Genomic DNA, 18,126 nt, shown 5'->3' with positions numbered 1-18,126 from the left:
TGCGTTAAAAACACGTCAGCGGGCATCGGAAACCCGTCAGGGCGGCATTCGGAGGTACTCCGCGAACCACGAAGCAGAGGTGTCCTGACGGAGTCCGATCCGCCGTGATGCCCGGAGGCACACCGTGACGCTCAGCGAGCTTCTTCCCAGCCTCGGCTGCGAAGCCGCCGATCACCTCGAGCCAGGACTCTGGCCGCGAAGCACCCGACTCGGCGAAGACGGCGAGCTGCTCCTCGCCGGTGCGAAGGTCAGCCACCTCGCCGCCCGCTTCGGGACGCCGTCCTACCTCATCGACGAGCAGCAGATCCGCGACACCGCGCGGGAATACCGGCGCGCCTTGCCGGACGTCGAAGTCGCGTACGCGAGCAAGGCGCTGTGTACGCGGTCCGTGCTGCGCTGGGTCGCCGAAGAGGGGTTGTCGCTCGACACGTGCTCCGCGGGCGAGATCGCCGTCGCGCGCTCTGTCGGCTTCCCGGCACAACGCATGTTGCTGCACGGCAACGCGAAGACACCCGAAGACCTGAAGGCCGCGCTGGAGTACGGCGTCCGCCGGATCGTCGTCGACTCGCTCGACGAGATCGAGCAGCTCGGCGCCCTCGCCCACGGCGCGCAGCAGGTGATGATCCGCGTGACGCCGGGTGTCGCGGCCGGCGCGCACGCGGCGATCAGCACCGGCACCGAGGGCCAGAAGTTCGGCTTCTCGCTGCTCGACGGCGTCCCGGACAACGTCGACGCGGCCGTGAAAGCCGTCCTCGCCCAGCCCGGGCTGCGGCTCGTCGGCCTGCACTGCCACATCGGCTCGCAGGTCTCCCGCGTCGACCGGTACGAGGCCGCCGCGCGGCGGATGGCCGAGGTGCTCGTCCGGATCCGTGACGTCCACGGCGTCACGCTGCGGGAACTGGACCTCGGCGGCGGGCACGCGGTCCCGTACGCCGGCGGCGATCCCGCGTTCGACCTCGGCGGTTACTCGCGACGCCTGCGCGTGGCGCTCGGCTACGAATGCACGGCGCACGGCTTTCCGTTGCCCCGCTTGACGATCGAGCCGGGCCGGGCGATCGTCGGGCCGGCCGGGATCACGGTGTACCGCGTGTGCGCGGTCAAGCGCGGCAGCCGCACGTTCGTCGCGGTCGACGGCGGGATGAGCGACAACGCGCGGCCGTCCCTCTACGGCGCGCGCTACACGACGCGCCTGGTCGGCCGGCGGTCGCGGGAAAAGCGGACGCCGATGACGGTCGTCGGCCGGCACTGCGAATCCGGGGACGTCCTCGCCGACGGCATCCTGCTGCCCGGCGACCTGCGCGCCGGTGACCTGCTGGCCGTGCCGTGCACCGGCGCCTACCACCACTCGCTGGCGTCGAACTACAACCAGGTCGGCCGCCCGCCGCTGGTCGGCGTGAAGGACGGCGTCGCGACGCTCCTGGTGCGCCGTGAGACCGAGGAAGACCTCAGCCGGCGGGATCTCGGGTAAGGCCGCCGCCGCCGCGCGGCATGCGTTGGTCCTCCTGGAGTTCCGGTTCGGTGACGACGTGCGGCCGGACAGTGGCCGACGGCGGCCCGCGGGCACCCCGCGCCGTGCGCGGGCGCCCGGACGCGCCTCGGATTGACTCGTGTTCCTCGCCGCAGGCCACCGATTCCTCGGCTGATCGCGGCGTGCACGCCGGATCACGTGAAGCTGGCCTGGGACTCTCGCTTTCTGGTCAGGTCTCGATACGCTGCGCACTTGACAAATCACATGCCGAAACACAGGGAGGGACGGCATGGGTGAAGAATCACGTGCGCGAGGACTGGACAATACGGACAGATCGCTGATCGCTCTGCTTCAGCAGGACGGCCGGGCCTCGTTCACCGCGCTCGCCAAAGCGGTCGGACTTTCGGAGGGTGCCGTCCGCCAGCGGGTGCAGCGGCTGCTGCGCGACGACCTGATGCAGATCGTTGCGGTGACGGACCCGGCCAACGTCGATCTGACGCGGCAGGCGATGGTCGGGATCAGCGTCGACGGCGCGGATCCCCGTGCGGTGGCGGACAAGCTGTCCGAACTGCCGCACGTCCACTACGTCGTGCTGTGCGCCGGGCGCTACGACCTGCTCGCGGAACTGGTCTGCCGGGACGACGACCACATGCTCGAAGTGCTCGGTGAGGAGATCCGGCAGATCCCGGGCGTCTCCGGCACCGAGTTGTTCGTGTACTTGAAGCTGGCCAAGCAGAACTACGCCTGGGGCCGGCTCACTGCGTAGCAGCCGGGGATGACGAGCCGAGACCCCGCCCGCCACCCCCGGCCCGCTAGAGGAACCGCCGATAGCCGGCGGAAACCGGTACCCCGGCTTCCGCGAGCCCGGCCAGCGACGACGGCAGGGCGTCCCGGTACAGGACACCGAGGCGCTGCGTGGCGCGGGTGAGCGCGACGTACAGCTCGGCCGCGCCACGCGGCCCCTCGGCCAGGATCCGCCCGGGCTCGACGACGAGAACGGCGTCGAACTCCAGGCCCTTGGTCGCCGACGGCGGGACCGTGCCCGGCACCCCCGCCGGGCCGATCACGACACTCGTTCCTTCGCGGCCGCCTTCGACGCTGTCGAATTCGTCGATGGCGGCTTGCAAGTCGCCGTCCGCAACTTGTCTGGACCACGGCCGGACCCCGCTCGCGCGCACGGATTCCGGCAGCCGGGCGTCCGGTGCGAACTCCGCGAGCAGCTTGCCCGCGACGGTCATGATCTCCGCCGGCGTCCGGTAGTTCACCGTCAGTTCCCGGTACTGCCAGCGATCGGCGACGTACGGCGCGAGCACCGGCGCCCACGCCGTCGCCCCGGCCGCCGACCGCCGCTGCGCGAGGTCGCCGACGATCGTGAACGACCGGCTCGGGCACCGCCGCATCAGCACCCGCCAGTCCATTTCGGACAGTTCCTGCGCCTCGTCGACGACGACGTGCCCGTACGTCCAGTCGCGGTCCTCGACCGCGCGTTCGGCGACGTCACGGGTGTCGCGCTCAGTGAACCGGCCGGCGAGGTCTTCGGCGTAGAGCAGGTCCGTGGCGACCAGCTGGACGTCCTCGTCCAGCTCCTCACGGTCCAGCTTCAGGAGGTCCATGACGCCGGCGGCGTAGTCGGCGTCCTCCTCCGCCCGCTGCTTCGCGGCGGCGCGTTCGGCGGCTTCGTCCCGGCCGAGCAGGTCGGCCAGCTCGTCGAGCAGTGGCACGTCCGAAACCGTCCAGGCCGCGCCGTCCGCGCGGGCCAGCGAAGGGTCGGCCCCGGCGGCCCGCAGCCGGCGCGGGGACAGGTACAGCGGCGCCAGCAGCGTCTCCGGCGTCAGCGACGGCCACAACGCGTCGAGCGCGGCGCCGAGTTCCTCGTGCTCCGCCAGTTCTTCGCGGACGTCGGCGCACAGGTTCGCCCACGCGCCGCGGTCCTCCCGGCTCAGCCAGCCCTCGCCGATCACCGCCACCGCCCGCTCGGTGAGGATCTGCGCGACGGCCCCGCGGAACACCGCACGGGCTTCGTTGTGCGGCAGCCCCGACCGCCGCGCCTCGGTCCTCGCCTCGTCGGCGACGTCTTCGTCGAGCTCGACCGTGACGTCGGCCAGCTCGACCGGAACCGGCTCGTCGGGCACCTTCTGCCGGTCGGCGACCGCCGCCGCGAGGACGTCGAGGATCTTCAGCGAGCCTTTGAGCTTCGCCACATCCGGCCGGTCCTCGGCGGTGACGCGCAGGCCCGGCACGAGGCCGCCGGTGGTCAGGAACACGACGTCCGACTCGCCGAGCGAGGGCAGCACGCGGCCGATGTGGTCCAGGAACACCGGGCTCGGCCCGACCACCAGCACACCGCTACGCGACATCCGCTCACGCTGGGTGTAGAGCAGGTAGGCCACCCGGTGCAGCGCGACCGCCGTCTTGCCGGTGCCCGGCCCGCCTTCGACCACCAGCACGCCCGCGTGGCCGAGCCGGATGATCTCGTCCTGCTCGGCCTGGATGGTCGCGACGATGTCGCGCATCCCCTCACCGCGCGGCGCGTTGACGGCCGCCAGCAGGGCCGCGTCGCCGCGTTCGTCGTGGTACTCCCGGGGGGACGACCCCCCAGGCCGACCGTGACCAGGACGGCCGAACACCTCGTCGGTGAAGTCGACGACCCGGCGGCCCATCGTGTGGAACTGCCGGCGTCGCCGCAGGTCTTCCGGCGACGCCGCGGTGGCGACGTAGAACGCGCGCGACGCCGGCGCCCGCCAATCGAGCAACAGCGGTTCGTAGTCGTTTTCGGCGTCGAAGAGGCCGATCCGGCCGATGTAACTCCGTTCTCCCGAAACGGCGTCCAGCCTGCCGAAGCAGAGCCCGTTGTCGACGACGTTCAGCCGTGCCGTCTCGCGCCCCCGCACGCGCACGTCGGCGTCGCGCTCGACCAGCGCGATCCCGGTTTCCCCGAGTGCGGCCCGGAAACGGGCCGCGGCCTGCGCGCGTTCGCGGTCGAGACGCGCGTACAGCCCGGCTGTGTACGCGCGTTCGGCCCGCAATTCCTCGTCGTACCCCTGATTTGACAAGTTCCCCTCACAGCGGTTAGACTGACAACACATTCGGCGGGTTCTCCTATTTATTTCGGAGAGCACGTCGATTTTTTATTGTCCACCCGCTGTCAAGAGCTTCGCACCGACCGCCGGACAGCCGGTGATCACCGGTATTGTCTCCGGGCATGAGCGGTCCACGGGTGTTCCGGATGATCCAGCCCGTCGACGACATCGAAACGGCGGTCGCGTTCTACGCGCGGGTCATCGGCGACCCCGGTGAGCGGATCGCACTCAACCGGCACTACTTCACCTGCGGCGGTGTGGTCCTCGCCTGCGTCGAAGCGCCGCTCGAACACCGGGAAGCGCGGCCCACCAAGGATCCGCGGATCGTCTACCTCGCGGTCGACGACGTCGACGAGGTCTTCGAGCGGGTGCGGGCCGCCGGGCCGCGGTGGCTCGACGACTCCATCGCGACGCAGTTCTGGGGCGAACGTTCCTTCTACGCCGACGACCCGTTCGGCAACCCGCTCTGCTTCGTCCAGGAGGACACGCTCTACTTGGGCGGGCCCGTCGGCTGAGCGTCCTCCAGCGGGTCACCGTCCAGTGGGTCGCCGGTCAGCGGGCGCAGCCGGAACGGGATGACGAACCACAGCACGCCGAAGATCAGCAGCGTGAGCGCCGCGACGACGATCATCGCGGGTACGCCGTAGACCACCTTCGCGATGAGCGCGACGGTCGAAGTGATCGCCAGGGCCAGGCAGACGAGCCCGACCAGCACGAACCGGTTGCCGACGGTCAGGATCCGCTCGCGGCTGCCGGTGCGGAACAGCAGCCGGTGCCACGCCGCGGGCGCGGTCAGCAACGCCGTCGCCGCCACCGAGAGCATCACCGCGGTCAGGTGCAGCGACTTCTCGAAACCGCTGGCGTTGTGGAACCGGTCGGTGAACACGACCGACAGCAGGAAGCCGAAGAGGATCTGCACGCCGGCCTGCGCCACCCGCAGCTCCTGGAGCAGCTCGCCGACGTTGCGCGTCAGCTGCTGGTTGCGGGTTTCGCCGGTGTGTTCGGGCACGGCAAAACGATACGCGGACCCGGGAGCGCCCACCTTCTGAGAAGGGCGTCACTCGTTGGCGTGACGATCATGGCGGGGCCCGGCGCGCGCCCGCTAGAGAAGCACCATGCGCCTTCTCCCCTCCGTCGTCGTGGCCGCCGCTCTCGCTGTCCTGGTTCCCGGTGTCGCCGCGGCGTCATCCGTGCACACCACGACCGCGGGCGGCACGTTCACCGCGTACGCCCCCGGCGCGCACGCGGTGACGTACCGCCCCGACCTCGTCCCGGCCGGCGCCCGGGCCCACGTGTTCAGCCTCTCGGGCGCCCACGCGGGCACGACGACCTCCCTCGTCGTCACCGGCCTGCCGCCGGGCCACTCCTACGGCGCCCACGCGCACGCGCGGCCGTGCGGCGCCACCGGTGACGCCGCCGGGCCGCACTTCCAGCACGTGCCGGACCCCGTGAAGCCGTCGGTCGACCCCGCGTACGCGAACCCCCGCAACGAGATCTGGCTCGACTTCACCACCGACCGGCTGGGCACCGGCTTCGCCCGGTCCACTGTGGACTGGAAGTTCGACGCGCGGCGCGCGGGCTCCGTGGTGCTGCACGAAACCCACACGCACACCGAGCCCGGCCACGCGGGCACCGCCGGCGCCCGCCTCGCCTGCCTGGACGTCGCCTTCTAGAAGCCCCAGGAACGGTCCGGCACCACGCGGATGCGCACGGAGTACGCCGCGTCGAACGCATCCGGTGTCTCGAAGCCGATGGCGCTGTAACGGGGGCCGTACTTGTCGAGATAACCGGGCGCTTCCGAGGCCTTGCCCTCCTCGATCCGCGCCGTCCCGTTCACCACCAGGATCGAACCGCCGTGGTCGTCGCTGTTGAGGTTCAGCGTGACCTCGGGGTTCGCCTCGATGTGCCGCAGCTTCGCGGTGTCGGGCCGGCTGAACACCAGAATGTCGTCACCGTCGAGCACGAACCACACCGGCCGCGGCGCCGGCCGCCCCTTCGGCGTCACGGTGGTCAGCCAGCCGATCGGTTCCCCGGCGCGGTCGGCGAGTTTCGGTGCTGCCATGGCTTCGTGCTCCCCTGATCGGTCGGACTTGTGATCCAGGTAACCACGCGGCACCGACATTTTCTTCCCGCTCTACCGCGAGGCGACGCGCCGGGCGTACCGCGAGCCGGCCGCCAGCAGCACCAGCCCGGCGCCGAGGAACGCGCCGACCCGTGCCAGGCCGTCCAGCGCGGAAAGGTCGAACAGCACCAGCTTCAGCACCGCGGCGCCGACCAGGACCAGCCCGATCACCCGCAGCGCCACGAGGTCGATGCCGCGCAGCAGCAGGACGAGCGCGGCGACCGTCCAGGACACCGTGATCAGCGCGTGGCCCAGCAGGAACCCGGTGCGGCCGGGCAGCGCCAGCAGGGACCCGCTCAGCACGACCCCGCCGGCGCCGTACAGCGCCGCGACGCCGGCCAGCAGCCACACGGGCAGGTCGTCGGACGGGCCCTTGAAGATCTCCAGCCTTGCCGCCGCCCACGGCAGCGCGACGGACACGGCGAGGATCAGCAGCGACACCGCGAGCGCGCCGGTCAGGTCGGCGGTCGTGCGGGGCCGCGGGAGGATCAGCAGCGCCGGCGTGACGTCGAAGAAGACGCCGATCAGGCCGCCGAGGGTCGCGAAGCCGAGTGCGGCGCCGAGCGCGAGGCGGTTGCGCCCGCCCAGCGCGGCCACGACGAGCAGCAGCGCCTCGCCCAGCAGCACCCCGGCGCGGGCCGGGCCGTCGAACTGCGTGACCGTCGCCTGCAGGATCGCCAGCAGCCCGGCGAGCCCGGCCAGCTGCCCGGCGAGGCCGCTCCAGACCTTGCGCGTGGCCCACACCGCGAGCAGCACGACACCCGCGCCGGCCGCGACCGGCACGGCCTGGATCTTCGGCAGCAGCAGCGCGGCGACGAGCGTCGGCACGACCGCCGTCGCCAGCAGCGACAGGGCGGCCGGGTCGTTTTCCCGGCGCCGCAGCACGATCAGCGCGAGCGCGATCCCGGCGGCCGACGTCCCGGCCGCCGCGGCCGTGGTGGCCCAGCTGCCGCCGGCGCCCTCGACCACGGTGGCGATCACGGACGCGAGCAGCGGCGGGATCCCGGCGGCCAGCGCCAGCGACGACCAGTCGCGGCGCAGCTGCACGGGCGTCGTCGCGAGCTGGACCATCAGCAGGAAGGTGACCAGTTCCGCGGTGAACCCGCCGGTGATCATCGGCGCGCACACGACACACCCGACGACCACGGCCGACGCCAGCAGCGGCGAGGCCCAGCGCACGGCCACGAGCAGCCCGCCGACGGTGATCGCCAGCCCGATCGCGAGCCCGGCGAGCACCGGCAGGTACTCGTAGAGCGACGTCGCCGCGACGGCGTCCAGGTAGAGCGTCGCGATGCCGGTGGCGGCCAGCGCGAACGCGCCGGTGCGGCCGGCGGGCTTGCGGTGCAGCCACACGCCGGCGCCGGTCAGCGCCAGCCCGAACGCGGCGCCGACGAGCACCCGCGGCAGCGGCCCGAGCCAGCCCCGCTGCACGGCCAGGACCAGCAGCAGGACGACGCCGAGCAGCGTCACGCCACCGCCGACCCACGCCAGGACCCGGCTGCCCGCGCCTTCCTTGCCGAGCTTCTCGCCCAGCGTCGGCCGCGGAACGGGCCGGTGCGGCGGCTGGGGCGTGAAGTACCGCTGCTGCGGCGGGGGCTGGGGCGGCTGCCACTGGTACTGCGGCGGCCAGGGCGGCGGAGGCGGGGGCATCGGGTAGGGCTGGGGCTGCGGAGGCGGCATCGTCTCCTCCGGCCGGGGCGCCCGCGGTCGCGGCTGCGCGTCGGCCGGTTTCGGCGTTTCAGCCTGCTTCGGCGTTTCAGCTTGCTTCGGCGGCGCCGGCTCGCCCTGGGCGGTCCGCAGTTCGGAACCCACCAGTGCGAGCCGACGCCCCAGGTCGTCGATCTCGCCGGCGAGCCGGAGGAGCACATTCGCGTCGGTGGTCATACCGCACAGCGTCACGCACCGGCCCCCACCTGCGGATCCGTAGCACTACTCAAACCCCGGTCACGTCCTGGTCGCGGCCACCACCTGGTCCATCGTGGTCATGATCGAGACCGTCTCGTCGAGCGGCATGTGCGGGCTCTCGACCTCGCCGGCGGCCAGCCGCAGCGCCACCTCGTCGGCCTGGTGCCGCAGGCCGCGGCCCTCGTCGACGTACTCGAAGCGGCTCCGGTCACCTTCGCGCGGGATGAGCGTGAACGACGCGGGCGCGTAGAACGGGCCTTCGATCTCGATCCGCGCGTCCGTGCCGACGATCGTCGCCGTGGTCGGGGAGACCGCGCGCAACGTGCAGCTCAGCACCGCCTGCGCGCCGCCGGCGTAGCCGAACAGCATCGACGTCTGCGCGTCGACGCCGGTGAACGCGGGTGCCGCCATGCTGAGCACGCGGTCGGGCGTGCCGAGCACCATCGACGCGAACGAAACCGGGTAGATCCCCAGGTCGAGCAGGGCGCCGCCGCCCAGTTCCGGCGCGAACAGCCGGAAGGCCGGGTCCTCGGCGAACCACTGCCCGTGGTCGGCGGTGACCGTGACGACGTCGCCGAGCCGGGGCAGGAGTTCCCGGACGTGCTTGATGTGCGGCAGGAAGCGCGTCCACATCGCCTCCATCAGGAAGAGGCCGCGCTCCCGGGCCAGCGCGACGAGGTCACGCGCCTCCTCGGCGTTCATCGTGAACGGCTTCTCGACGAGCACGTGCTTGCCGGCTTCGAGCGCGAGCCGCGCGTTGCCGTGGTGCATCGGGTGCGGCGTCGCGACGTAGACGACATCGATGTCGGGATCGTCGGCCAAGGCTTCGTAGCTGCTGTGCCGGGTCTTGATGCCGAGCCGGTCGGCGAAGGCGTCCGCGCTCCCGGCGGTGCGCGATCCGACAGCGGCGGCGACGCCCGAGTCGGTCAGCTTCAGGTCTTCCGCGAAAGCGCCGGCGATCCCGCCGGTGCCCATGATTCCCCAGCGCAGGGGTGTGGTCGTCATGCCGCCGACTCTAGATCCTCCGGCCAGTTCGGCGAACGGCCGAGAAGCGCGACGACGCGGTCCAAACCGGACAGCTCGCCGGCGTCGGCCGCCGGCCCGAAGGGTGCGCCGGGGACGAGCCGCGACTGTCCACCCGGGACGGATTCGGTGATCCGCAGGGCTTCGTCGAGGACGTCCTGGTCGAAGTGGACCGGCAGGCCGAGGGTGCGCGCGACGTCCCAGGAGTGCACGACGTAGTCGACGAAGTGGAAGCCGAGCGCCTGCTCCGGCCGGAAGGTGACCTCGGTGCTGAACTCGGGCAGCGGGATTTCCTCGCGGTCGATGGCGGTGAAGGCGTCCAGGACCTGCGTGACGGAGTCGCGGTAGGTGGCGATCGGGTCGTCGCCGAGGGAGACGAGCTTCCAATGGGCGAGGTCGCCGTCCCCGCCCGCGGCGGCGGCGAAGCCGAGGTTCTGGGTGGTCATGTGGGCCACGAGGCCGTAGAGGGTCCACGCCGCGCACGGCGTCGGCCTCGCGAAGTCGGCCGGCGTGCTGCGGGCGACAAGATCGAGGCTGGTCCGGGTGGCGACGGCGTCGAGTTCATTGATACGCATACGCCTATCGTCTACGCACGCTTATTATCTGTCAAGCCGTTAAGGTCGGCGCATGGCGAAGCGACCGGATCTCGCGGCGATGCTCGGCGGGCTGGTGCGCAGCCTGGTCGCGCTGGAGACGCCGGTGCTCGAGGAGCACGGGCTGAGCATGTGGGGCTACGTCGTGCTGAGCGCGCTCGACGACGCCCCGGTGCGCACCCAGGCCGCGCTCGCCCAGGCGATCGGCGCGGACAAGACGCGGATCATCGGCACGCTCGACGAGCTGCAGGACGACGGCCTGATCAGCCGCGAGCCGGACCCCGCCGACCGCCGCGTCCGCCTGCTGGAGATCACGCCCACGGGCCGGGAACGGCGGCGGGCCGCGCAGGACCGGATCCAGGCGAAGGAAGAGCGGCTGCTGGCCCGGCTGCCGCCCGCCGACCGGGCGGCGTTCCTCCGCGCGGCGCAGGTGCTCGCCGAGGAATAGCGCGTCAGGGCTTGCGCGCGACGACGCCGGCGATGAGCCGCTGGGCGGAGTTGAGCGGCTTGAGGCTCGGCCCGTCCGGCCACCAGTTCGCGAGCAGCACGATCCCCGGGTCGACGATCTCGAGGCCGGCCACCAGCTCCTCGATCTCCCGCTCGGTGCGCGCGGTCGCGCCGCCGAGAGAGCCACTGGCGACGGCCTGCTGGAAGGCCGCCACCGCGTCGTGGTCGTCGCCCTCGCCGGGGTCGAACAGGTGCGAGATGGCGACGTACGAACCCGCGGGCAGCGCGTCGACGTACTCGCGCATGATCTCGGCGGGGCGGTGCCGATCGCCCTTGTGGTGGTGCAGCGCGGCCACGAACATCAGCGCGAGCGGCCGCGACCAGTCGAAGTGCTCGCGCACGAGATCGTGACCCAGGATCGTCCGGGGCGCGAAGATGTCGCCGTTGATGAACCGGGTCCGGTCGTTCTCTTCGAGCAACGCCCGCCCGTGCGCGACGACGACCGGGTCGTTGTCGACGTAGACGACCTTGGACAGCTTTTCGACGCGCTGGACGACCTGGTGCACGTTCTCCGTCGTCGGCAGGCCCGACCCGCAGTCGAGGTACTGGTCGACGCCGGCGCGTTCGGCGAGGAACCGGCAGACGCGGATCAGGTACCGGCGGTTCTCGAGGGCCAGGTCCGCGACCTCGGGCAGCACCCGCTGCAGCCGCCCCAGCTCGTCCCGGTCGACCTGGTAATGGTCCTTCCCGCCGAGCACGAAGTCGTACATCCGCGCGACGCTGGCCCGGCTCGGATCCACCCCGACCGGCGCGTTCGGACCGGCCGTCTCCCTGCGTCTCGCCTCCACCCCCCGAACACGTGGCGTCCACGAGAACCGTTCACGGGGATCCGACTCCGGCCCCTGGTCGACGTGATCGACAGCACAGGTGACAATGGAGGACGTGACCGCCCTGCTGAGCAAGCCCGCGCTGAAGATCGGCCCGTACGAGGTCGATCCGCCGGTCGTGCTCGCGCCCATGGCCGGGATCACCAACGTCGCCTTCCGGCAGCTGTGCGCCGAGTACGGCGCCGGCATCTATGTCTGCGAGATGATCACCGCGCGGGCCGTCGTCGAACGGCACCCCGGGACCATGCACATGATGACCTTCGGGGCGGATGAAAAGCCCAGGTCCATGCAGCTCTACGGCGTCGACCCGAAGACCATGGCCGAAGCCGTCCGGATCATCGTCGGCGAGGGGCTCGCCGACCACGTCGACTCCAACTTCGGCTGCCCGGTCGCGAAGGTGACGCGCAAGGGCGGCGGCGCGGCGCTGCCGTTCAAGCGGAAGCTGTTCGGCGACATCGTGCGCGAGTCCGCGAAGGCCGCCGGGGACGTGCCGTTCACGGTGAAGTTCCGCGTCGGCATCGACGACGACCACCTGACCTACCTCGACGCCGGCCGCATCGCCGAGGCCGAGGGCGCGGCCGCCGTCAGCCTGCACGCGCGCACCGCCGCGCAGCGCTACTCCGGCCAGGCCGACTGGACGAAGATCGCCGCTCTCAAGGAAGCCGTCACGAGCATCCCGGTGCTCGGCAACGGCGACATCTTCTCCGCCGCCGACGCCCTGCGCATGGTCGCCGAGACCGGCTGCGACGGCGTGGTCGTCGGCCGCGGCTGCCTGGGCCGGCCGTGGCTGTTCGGCGAGCTCGAAGCCGCGTTCGCCGGACGCCCGCTGCCGACGCCGCCGAACCTGGGCGAGGTCGCCGGCGTGCTGCGCCGCCACGCCGAGCTGCTCATCCAGCACGACGGCGAGACCAAGGCCCTGCGCGACCTGCGCAAGCACATGGCCTGGTACTTCATGAACTTCCCGGTCGGCGCCGAACTCCGCCGCGGCTTCGCGATGGTGTCCGGCCTCCCCGAACTCGACGACCTCATCGGCCGCCTCGACCACGACGCCCCGTTCCCCGACAACGCCGACGGCCCGCGTGGGCGCCAGGGTTCCCCGGGCAAGGTCACGCTGCCGCACGGCTGGCTCGACGATCCGGACGACGACTGCGTCCCCGAGACCGAAGACATGCACTCCGGCGGCTGACGGCCTCCCCGCGGCGACGTTCGCCGCCTCTTCTTCATGCTGCGCCAGATCCTTCTCCGGCCGGTGCGCAGCTCTGAGCCCACGGCACCGACCTCGCGAACTTCGTCCGGGCGCGCCCATGACATCTGTCAGCCCGAAGTCGTGGCGGACGGCATCCTCACCGGTCTTCCTGCCGCGCCAAGCTCTTCCCATGACGAAGAACAGCGCTCCCGCCTCGCTCCTCCAGACGCTCGCCGTCGAGATCGCGGTGCCGACCGGGGTCTACTACGGCCTCCACTCGCTCGGCTTCAGCGTCTTCCTCTCGCTCGCGCTGAGCGGGGTCGTCCCGCTGGCCCGGACGCTCTTCCAGTTCGCCAAGCACCGGACCCTCAACGGCCTCGCGCTGGTCGTGCTCGTGACCAACGTCGTCGGGATGCTGCTGACCTTCGTCGCCGGGGACGCGCGGATGATGATCGCCAAGGACTCGATCGGCAGCGGGATCACCGGGCTCGTCATCCTGATCTCCGCGTTCACCGCGCAGCCGATCATGACCAAGGCACTGCGCCCGTTCCTCACCCACGGCAAGGCCGACCACGAGGGCGCCTGGGAGCGCCTCACCGGTAACCGCCGGTTCGAGACCGTCCTGCGTCGCGCCAGCTTCGTCTGGGGTATCGGCTTCGTGCTGGAGAGCGCGGCTCGTGTTGTCGGCGCCTTCACACTGCCCGTCGAGACCATGGTGTGGCTGAGCACCGTCCTGTTCATCGGTTCCTTCGCCGTGATCATGGTCGTGGCCGGGGCGATGAGCGCCGAGGCCGGCGAGATGGTCGCGAACGAGGCCAAGACGGACGACCGTGCGCTCGTCGCCGCTTGACCTGCGGAAACCACGGGTGTACAGGTGTGTACATGTACACCAAGCGGGAGCAGCTGGTCGGCGACCTCTCCGACCTCATCCGGTCCGGGCGGCTGGCCCATGGCGATCGGCTGCCCGGCGAGAACCAGCTCGCGCTGCAGTACCAGGTCAGCCGCGGCACCGTGCGCAGCGCGCTCTCCGAACTGCAGCAGCTCGAGCTCATCTCCACCCAGGCCGGCGTCGGCTCGTTCGTCACCTTCGACGGGGTCCAGCTCGACCAGCGGCTCGGCTGGGCCCGCGCGCTCGCCGACGCCGGGGCGCCCGTCACCACCGAGCTGCTCGGCATCGAAGCCGTCGAAGACCGGGCCCTCGCCGAGGAATTCGGCGAACACAACTACATCGCGGTACGACGCCTGCGCCGGGAACACAGCCGCGGGATCTCCCTCGAGACGGCGACGGTGCCCGCGGTCGGGCCGCTGGCCGAGCTCCCGGAAACCGGCCTCCGGGACGGCTCCCTGACCAAGACGCTCGAAGCCGCCGGGCGGATTTCCACCGGCGGCGACCAGTGGATCAGCACCGAGCGGCTCGACGCCTGCGCGGCCGACCTCCTCGGCCGCGCCATCGGCGAGCTCTTCCTCCGCGCCGAGCGCACCTCGGTCGACGTCGAGGGCCGGCTCGTCGAACGGGTCGTCAGCCTCCTGGACCCCGATCGGTTCCAGTTCCACCTCACCTTCGGACACCGGTGAACGCGCGGGACCGGGCGCTCGGCGCGTTCACCGGGCTCGCCGTCGGCGACGCGCTCGGGATGCCGACGCAGTCCATGTCCCGCGCCGCCATCGCCGCCGCCTACGGGCCGGTCACCGGGCTGCTCACCGCCGTCGCCGAGCAGCCGGTCGCGCCGTCGATGCCCGCCGGCTCGATCACCGACGACACCGAGCAGGCCATTCTGCTGGCCCGGCTGCTCATCGACGGCCGCGGCACCGTCGAACCGCACGTCTTCGCCGACGCCCTGCTGATCTGGGAGGCGGACATGGTCCGCCGCGGCTCCGCGGACCTGCTCGGCCCGTCGACGAAACGCGCGCTTTCCCGTCTCCAGGACGGCGTCCCGGCCGAAGAGGCCGGTCGCGGCGGGACCACCAACGGCGCCGCCATGCGCGTCACGCCGGTCGGCATCGCCACGCCGTCGGGCAACCTGCACACCCTGGTCGACGCGGTCGTCGCGACTGCGCGCGTCACCCACAACACCAGCCTCGGCATCGCCGCCGCCGCGGCGGTCGCGGCCGCCGTCTCCGCCGGGGTCGACGGCGCGAGCCTGCCCGAAGCGCTCGACGCCGGCGAGCGCGCGGCCGTCGTCGGCGGGGAACGCGGGCACTGGGCGGCCGGCGGGGAGATCGCCGCCCGGATCCGCTGGGCACGCGGCTGGGTGCGGGGCATGACGCACGACGCCGTCGCCGACGCGGTCGGCCAGGTGATCGGGACTTCGGTCGCGTCGCAGGAGTCCGTCGTGGCCGCGTTCGCGCTGGCCGAGGCCATGGGTGACGACCCGGCCGCGGCGCTGCGCCTGGCCGCGGGGCTCGGCGGCGACACGGACACCGTCGCCGCGATCTGCGGCGCCATGCTCGGCGCCGCGCACGGTGTCGGCGCCATCCCGGCGGACCTCGCCGAGACCGTCCTCGCCGTGAACCACCTCGACTTCGGGCCGCTCGTGGACGAGCTGCTCACCCTGAGACGGCGCGCGCGGTGACCGGGCGGCTGGTGCACACCGGACAGGTCGTGCTCGACCTGGTCATGGCGGTGCCGACGCTGCCCCTTCGCGGCGGAGATGTCCTGGCTTCGTCCACGGATCTGTTGCCAGGCGGCGGTTTCAACGTCATGTCCGCGGCCGCCCGGTCCGGCGCCCGCGTGCTGTACGCCGGCAGCCACGGCACCGGTGCCTTCGGTGATCTCGCCCGGTCCGCCTTGTCCAGCGAAGGCATCGAAGTGGCGCACGAACCGACGCCGGACCTGGACACCGGAGTCGTCGTGGTGCTGGTCGAAGCGACGGGCGAGCGCACCTTCGCGACCGGCACCGGCGCGGAAGGACGGCTGCGTCCCGCACTCCTCGACCATGTCCACCCAAAGAGTGACGACGTCGTCTACGTCACCGGGTACAGTCTGTTGCACGAGATCAATCGAACCGCGCTCCTCGCTTGGCTGCCTCATCTGCCCGGCTCGAGGATTCTGTTCGATCCCGGCCCACTCATCGCCGAAGTTGATCTTGGAGACCTCCGTGAACTTCTGTCCATAGTAGACATTCTCAGCTGCACCGCGCGCGAAGCCGAGGTGCTCGGCGAACTGCCCCCGGTCGCCGTCGTCCGCGACGGCGCGAAGGGCTGCCGCGTCCACAAAAACGGCCGGACGACCGACATCCCGGGCTTCTCCGTGGACGCCGTCGACACGAACGGCGCCGGTGACACGCATTGCGGCGTACTGGCCGCGGAACTGCTGCGCGGCAGTACCCTCCTCGACGCCGCCGTGCGCGCCAACGCGGCGGCCGCGCTTTCGGTGACCCGCCCGGGCCCGGCGACCGCGCCGGACCGCGCGGCGATCAACCGCCTACTGACCAGGGAAAAGCCATGACCACGACCGAACGCAAGCTCAAAGTGGAGACCAACGGCCTCGACGTGATCGACGACGCCGAGCGCCGCGGCAGCCCGCGCGGGCTGTTCTGGCCGTGGTTCGGCGCGAACGTCTCGGTGCTCGGGCTGAGTTACGGCTCGTTCACGCTCGCGTTCGGCATCTCGTTCTGGCAGGCGCTGGTCGCCGGGGTCGTCGGGATCGTCTTTTCGTTCCTGCTGTGCGGTTTCGTCGCGATCGCGGGCAAACGCGGATCCGCGCCGACGATGCTGCTTTCGCGTGCGGCCTTCGGCGTCCGCGGCAACCGGCTGCCATCGGCGATTTCGTGGATCCTCACCGTGGGCTGGGAAACCGTGCTGACAGCACTGGCGACACTGGCCACGGGAACCGTCGTCAAGCGGCTCGGCTGGGGTGACGGCACGGCGGCGAGCGTGATCGCGCTGATCGTGGTGGCGGTACTGATCGTCGGCGCCGGCGTGCTCGGCTTCGACGCGATCATGAAACTGCAGACGTGGATCACCTGGATCACCGGCGTGCTCACGATCGTCTACGTGATCCTCGTGGCGGGTGACGTCCACTGGGCGGCGGTCAGCGCGCTGCCGTCGGGCTCGGCGCAGCAGTGGATCGGCGCGCTCGTGTTCCTGATGACCGGCTTCGGCCTCGGCTGGGTCAACGCGGCCGCGGACTACTCGCGCTACCTGCCACGGTCGTCGTCCGGGCGGGGCGTGATCGGCTGGACGACGTTCGGCGCGTCGGTGGCGCCGCTGGTGCTGCTGGTGTTCGGGTTGCTGCTGGCCGGCTCGTCGCCCGAGCTCAGCAAAGCGATCGGCCTCGACCCGATCGGCGCGCTGACGACGTTGCTGCCGCTGTGGTTCCTGGTGCCGTTCGCGATCGTCGCGGTGCTGGGCCTGGTCGGCGGCGCGGTACTGGACATCTACTCGTCCGGGCTGGCACTGCTCTCGGCGGGCCTGCGGATCCCCCGCCCGATCGCGGCGCTCATCGACGGCGTGCTGATGGTGCTCGGCACGATCTACATCGTCTTCTTCAGCGACGGATTCCTGGGGCAGTTCCAGGGTTTCCTGGTCACGCTGGGCGTCCCGGTGGCCGCGTGGTGCGGGGTGATGCTGGCGGACGTCCTGCTGCGCCGCCGCGACTACGCCGAGCAGGACCTGTTCGACCGAGCGGGCCGCTACGGCGACGTCCGGGTCGGGCCGATCGCGCTGATCCTGGTGGCGACGGCAGTCGGCTGGGGCTTGGTGACGAACACGTCCGCGGGCTGGCTGAACTGGCAGGGTTACCTGCTGGAACCGTTCGGCCTCGGCGGCCGCGACGGCTCGTGGGCGTTCGCCAACCTCGGCGTCCTGGTGGCGCTGGTGCTCGGGTTCGCCGTCACGCTGGCGACAAAGCGCCGGATCCGCGCCCAGGAGGCAGCGTGAGGTCGATCCTGGCGGTCATCGACCTGCAGAACATCTTCGCCGACCCGGCAAGCGAGTGGTTCACGCCGCGCTTCGCCGAGGTGGTACCCCGGATCCACCGCCTGGTGAAGGCGTTCGGCAATGACGTCGTGTTCACCCGGTTCATCGCGCCTGATCGCCCCGAAGGCGCGTGGAATCAGTACTACGCGCGGTGGCCGTTCGCATTGCAACCACCGGAGTCGCCGTTGTACCAAGTAATCCCCGAGTTCCAGCCGACATCCACAGTGGACGCGACCACATTCGGCAAGTGGACCCCACGCCTGGCAACCCGAGTGGGCGGCGCACGCCTGGTGCTGGCCGGAGTATCGACAGACTGCTGCGTACTGTCGACAGCCTTGGCGGCAGCGGACGCGGGCGTGGCGGTCACCGTCGTCTCGGACGCGTGCGCGGGAGTGGACGACGAGAGCCACGCGAAGACGCTGGACATCCTGCGCCTGTACGGCCCGCTGGTGAAGGTGGCCACGTCGGAGGAGGTGGTCGGCTAGGCTCACCTCG

At 71.4% G+C, this 18,126-nt stretch carries 19 protein-coding genes; 12 read left to right on the top strand and 7 right to left on the bottom strand.

Annotated elements, in window-relative coordinates; translation table 11 throughout:
• Positions 1-124 precede the first annotated feature (124 nt).
• Together lysA and OG494_RS38990 are read left to right on the top strand one after the other, a co-directional pair.
• Positions 125-1,468: a diaminopimelate decarboxylase gene (lysA, locus tag OG494_RS38995; RefSeq protein ID WP_328447386.1), complete on the top strand. Its 1,344-nt coding sequence runs from the start codon at positions 125-127 to the stop codon at positions 1,466-1,468.
• 289 nt (positions 1,469-1,757) lie between these two features.
• On the top strand, positions 1,758-2,234 hold the full coding sequence (locus OG494_RS38990) for an Lrp/AsnC family transcriptional regulator (protein WP_328447384.1): 477 nt from the start codon (positions 1,758-1,760) through the stop codon (positions 2,232-2,234).
• Positions 2,235-2,280: 46 nt separating this feature from the next.
• On the opposite strand, the gene helR is transcribed toward OG494_RS38990, so the two are convergent.
• On the bottom strand, positions 2,281-4,521 hold the full coding sequence (gene helR, locus OG494_RS38985; RefSeq protein WP_328447382.1) for an RNA polymerase recycling motor ATPase HelR: 2,241 nt from the start codon (positions 4,519-4,521) through the stop codon (positions 2,281-2,283).
• 149 nt (positions 4,522-4,670) lie between these two features.
• On the opposite strand from helR, the gene OG494_RS38980 reads away from it, so the two are divergent.
• The gene (locus tag OG494_RS38980; protein ID WP_328447380.1) at positions 4,671-5,063 is read left to right on the top strand and encodes a VOC family protein; all 393 of its coding nucleotides are present in this window, start codon (positions 4,671-4,673) and stop codon (positions 5,061-5,063) included.
• Here the strand turns inward: OG494_RS38980 and OG494_RS38975 are convergent.
• Positions 5,039-5,557 (bottom strand): DUF6328 family protein, encoded by a 519-nt coding sequence (locus OG494_RS38975; RefSeq protein WP_328447379.1) that lies wholly within the window; start codon positions 5,555-5,557, stop codon positions 5,039-5,041. The two genes, OG494_RS38980 and OG494_RS38975, sit on opposite strands and share 25 nt — an antisense overlap.
• A gap of 106 nt (positions 5,558-5,663) precedes the next feature.
• On the opposite strand from OG494_RS38975, the gene OG494_RS38970 reads away from it, so the two are divergent.
• A complete protein-coding gene (locus OG494_RS38970) occupies positions 5,664-6,221 on the top strand; it encodes a superoxide dismutase (protein WP_328447377.1) in 558 nt (185 codons plus the stop codon).
• Here OG494_RS38970 and OG494_RS38965 read toward each other — a convergent pair.
• The 4 genes from OG494_RS38965 to OG494_RS38950 all read right to left on the bottom strand — a co-directional run bounded on the left by OG494_RS38965 (position 6,218) and on the right by OG494_RS38950 (position 10,173).
• The gene (locus OG494_RS38965; protein ID WP_328447375.1) at positions 6,218-6,610 is read right to left on the bottom strand and encodes a TIGR03667 family PPOX class F420-dependent oxidoreductase; all 393 of its coding nucleotides are present in this window, start codon (positions 6,608-6,610) and stop codon (positions 6,218-6,220) included. The genes OG494_RS38970 and OG494_RS38965 overlap by 4 nt on opposite strands.
• A gap of 72 nt (positions 6,611-6,682) precedes the next feature.
• On the bottom strand, positions 6,683-8,554 hold the full coding sequence (locus OG494_RS38960) for a DUF2339 domain-containing protein (protein WP_328447373.1): 1,872 nt from the start codon (positions 8,552-8,554) through the stop codon (positions 6,683-6,685).
• A gap of 60 nt (positions 8,555-8,614) precedes the next feature.
• Entirely contained in the window at positions 8,615-9,580 is a 966-nt protein-coding gene (locus OG494_RS38955) for a Gfo/Idh/MocA family protein (protein ID WP_328447371.1), read from the bottom strand.
• A complete protein-coding gene (locus tag OG494_RS38950; RefSeq protein ID WP_328447369.1) occupies positions 9,577-10,173 on the bottom strand; it encodes a TIGR03086 family metal-binding protein in 597 nt (198 codons plus the stop codon). The genes OG494_RS38955 and OG494_RS38950 overlap by 4 nt, the downstream gene beginning before the upstream one ends.
• 52 nt (positions 10,174-10,225) lie before the next feature.
• Here OG494_RS38950 and OG494_RS38945 point away from each other — a divergent pair, with 52 nt between their 5' ends.
• Complete coding sequence (locus tag OG494_RS38945; protein WP_328447367.1) at positions 10,226-10,639, top strand: MarR family winged helix-turn-helix transcriptional regulator; 414 nt, start codon at positions 10,226-10,228, stop codon at positions 10,637-10,639.
• Between the two features lie 4 nt (positions 10,640-10,643).
• Here the strand turns inward: OG494_RS38945 and OG494_RS38940 are convergent, their stop codons facing one another.
• A complete protein-coding gene (locus OG494_RS38940) occupies positions 10,644-11,486 on the bottom strand; it encodes an SAM-dependent methyltransferase (RefSeq protein WP_328447366.1) in 843 nt (280 codons plus the stop codon).
• A gap of 85 nt (positions 11,487-11,571) precedes the next feature.
• Here OG494_RS38940 and dusB point away from each other — a divergent pair, with 85 nt between their 5' ends.
• The 7 genes from dusB (at position 11,572) to OG494_RS38905 (ending at position 18,116) form a co-directional block, all read left to right on the top strand.
• Positions 11,572-12,711: a tRNA dihydrouridine synthase DusB gene (gene dusB / locus OG494_RS38935; protein ID WP_328447364.1), complete on the top strand. Its 1,140-nt coding sequence runs from the start codon at positions 11,572-11,574 to the stop codon at positions 12,709-12,711.
• A gap of 190 nt (positions 12,712-12,901) precedes the next feature.
• Positions 12,902-13,561, top strand: coding sequence for a VC0807 family protein (locus OG494_RS38930; protein ID WP_328447362.1), 660 nt, complete (start codon positions 12,902-12,904; stop codon positions 13,559-13,561).
• 32 nt (positions 13,562-13,593) lie between these two features.
• Complete coding sequence (locus OG494_RS38925; RefSeq protein WP_328447360.1) at positions 13,594-14,286, top strand: GntR family transcriptional regulator; 693 nt, start codon at positions 13,594-13,596, stop codon at positions 14,284-14,286.
• Positions 14,283-15,284, top strand: coding sequence for an ADP-ribosylglycohydrolase family protein (locus tag OG494_RS38920; RefSeq protein ID WP_328447358.1), 1,002 nt, complete (start codon positions 14,283-14,285; stop codon positions 15,282-15,284). Before OG494_RS38925 ends, OG494_RS38920 begins: the two co-directional genes overlap by 4 nt.
• The gene (locus OG494_RS38915; RefSeq protein WP_328447357.1) at positions 15,281-16,159 is read left to right on the top strand and encodes a PfkB family carbohydrate kinase; all 879 of its coding nucleotides are present in this window, start codon (positions 15,281-15,283) and stop codon (positions 16,157-16,159) included. The genes OG494_RS38920 and OG494_RS38915 overlap by 4 nt, the downstream gene beginning before the upstream one ends.
• The gene (locus OG494_RS38910; RefSeq protein ID WP_328447356.1) at positions 16,156-17,592 is read left to right on the top strand and encodes a purine-cytosine permease family protein; all 1,437 of its coding nucleotides are present in this window, start codon (positions 16,156-16,158) and stop codon (positions 17,590-17,592) included. The genes OG494_RS38915 and OG494_RS38910 overlap by 4 nt, the downstream gene beginning before the upstream one ends.
• On the top strand, positions 17,589-18,116 hold the full coding sequence (locus OG494_RS38905; protein WP_328447354.1) for a cysteine hydrolase family protein: 528 nt from the start codon (positions 17,589-17,591) through the stop codon (positions 18,114-18,116). Before OG494_RS38910 ends, OG494_RS38905 begins: the two co-directional genes overlap by 4 nt.
• Positions 18,117-18,126: the final 10 nt, after the last annotated feature.

Source organism: Amycolatopsis sp. NBC_00438, from assembly GCF_036026695.1.
Lineage (GTDB): Bacteria > Actinomycetota > Actinomycetes > Mycobacteriales > Pseudonocardiaceae > Amycolatopsis.
The sequence above is the reverse complement of the archived record's forward strand: the minus strand, read 5'-3'. Positions and strand labels throughout refer to the sequence as shown.

Excerpts from the sequence above, each read along its gene's own strand:
- OG494_RS38955 (WP_328447371.1), bottom strand. The coding sequence starts at position 9,580 with ATGACGACCACACCCCTGCGCTGGGGAATCATGGGCACCGGCGGGATC.
- OG494_RS38970 (WP_328447377.1), top strand. The coding sequence starts at position 5,664 with ATGCGCCTTCTCCCCTCCGTCGTCGTGGCCGCCGCTCTCGCTGTCCTG.
- OG494_RS38980 (WP_328447380.1), top strand. The coding sequence starts at position 4,671 with ATGAGCGGTCCACGGGTGTTCCGGATGATCCAGCCCGTCGACGACATC.
- OG494_RS38950 (WP_328447369.1), bottom strand. The coding sequence starts at position 10,173 with ATGCGTATCAATGAACTCGACGCCGTCGCCACCCGGACCAGCCTCGAT.
- OG494_RS38910 (WP_328447356.1), top strand. The coding sequence starts at position 16,156 with ATGACCACGACCGAACGCAAGCTCAAAGTGGAGACCAACGGCCTCGAC.
- OG494_RS38930 (WP_328447362.1), top strand. The coding sequence starts at position 12,902 with ATGACGAAGAACAGCGCTCCCGCCTCGCTCCTCCAGACGCTCGCCGTC.
- OG494_RS38945 (WP_328447367.1), top strand. The coding sequence starts at position 10,226 with ATGGCGAAGCGACCGGATCTCGCGGCGATGCTCGGCGGGCTGGTGCGC.
- OG494_RS38965 (WP_328447375.1), bottom strand. The coding sequence starts at position 6,610 with ATGGCAGCACCGAAACTCGCCGACCGCGCCGGGGAACCGATCGGCTGG.
- OG494_RS38990 (WP_328447384.1), top strand. The coding sequence starts at position 1,758 with ATGGGTGAAGAATCACGTGCGCGAGGACTGGACAATACGGACAGATCG.
- dusB (WP_328447364.1), top strand. The coding sequence starts at position 11,572 with ATGGAGGACGTGACCGCCCTGCTGAGCAAGCCCGCGCTGAAGATCGGC.
- OG494_RS38960 (WP_328447373.1), bottom strand. The coding sequence starts at position 8,554 with ATGACCACCGACGCGAATGTGCTCCTCCGGCTCGCCGGCGAGATCGAC.
- OG494_RS38925 (WP_328447360.1), top strand. The coding sequence starts at position 13,594 with ATGTACACCAAGCGGGAGCAGCTGGTCGGCGACCTCTCCGACCTCATC.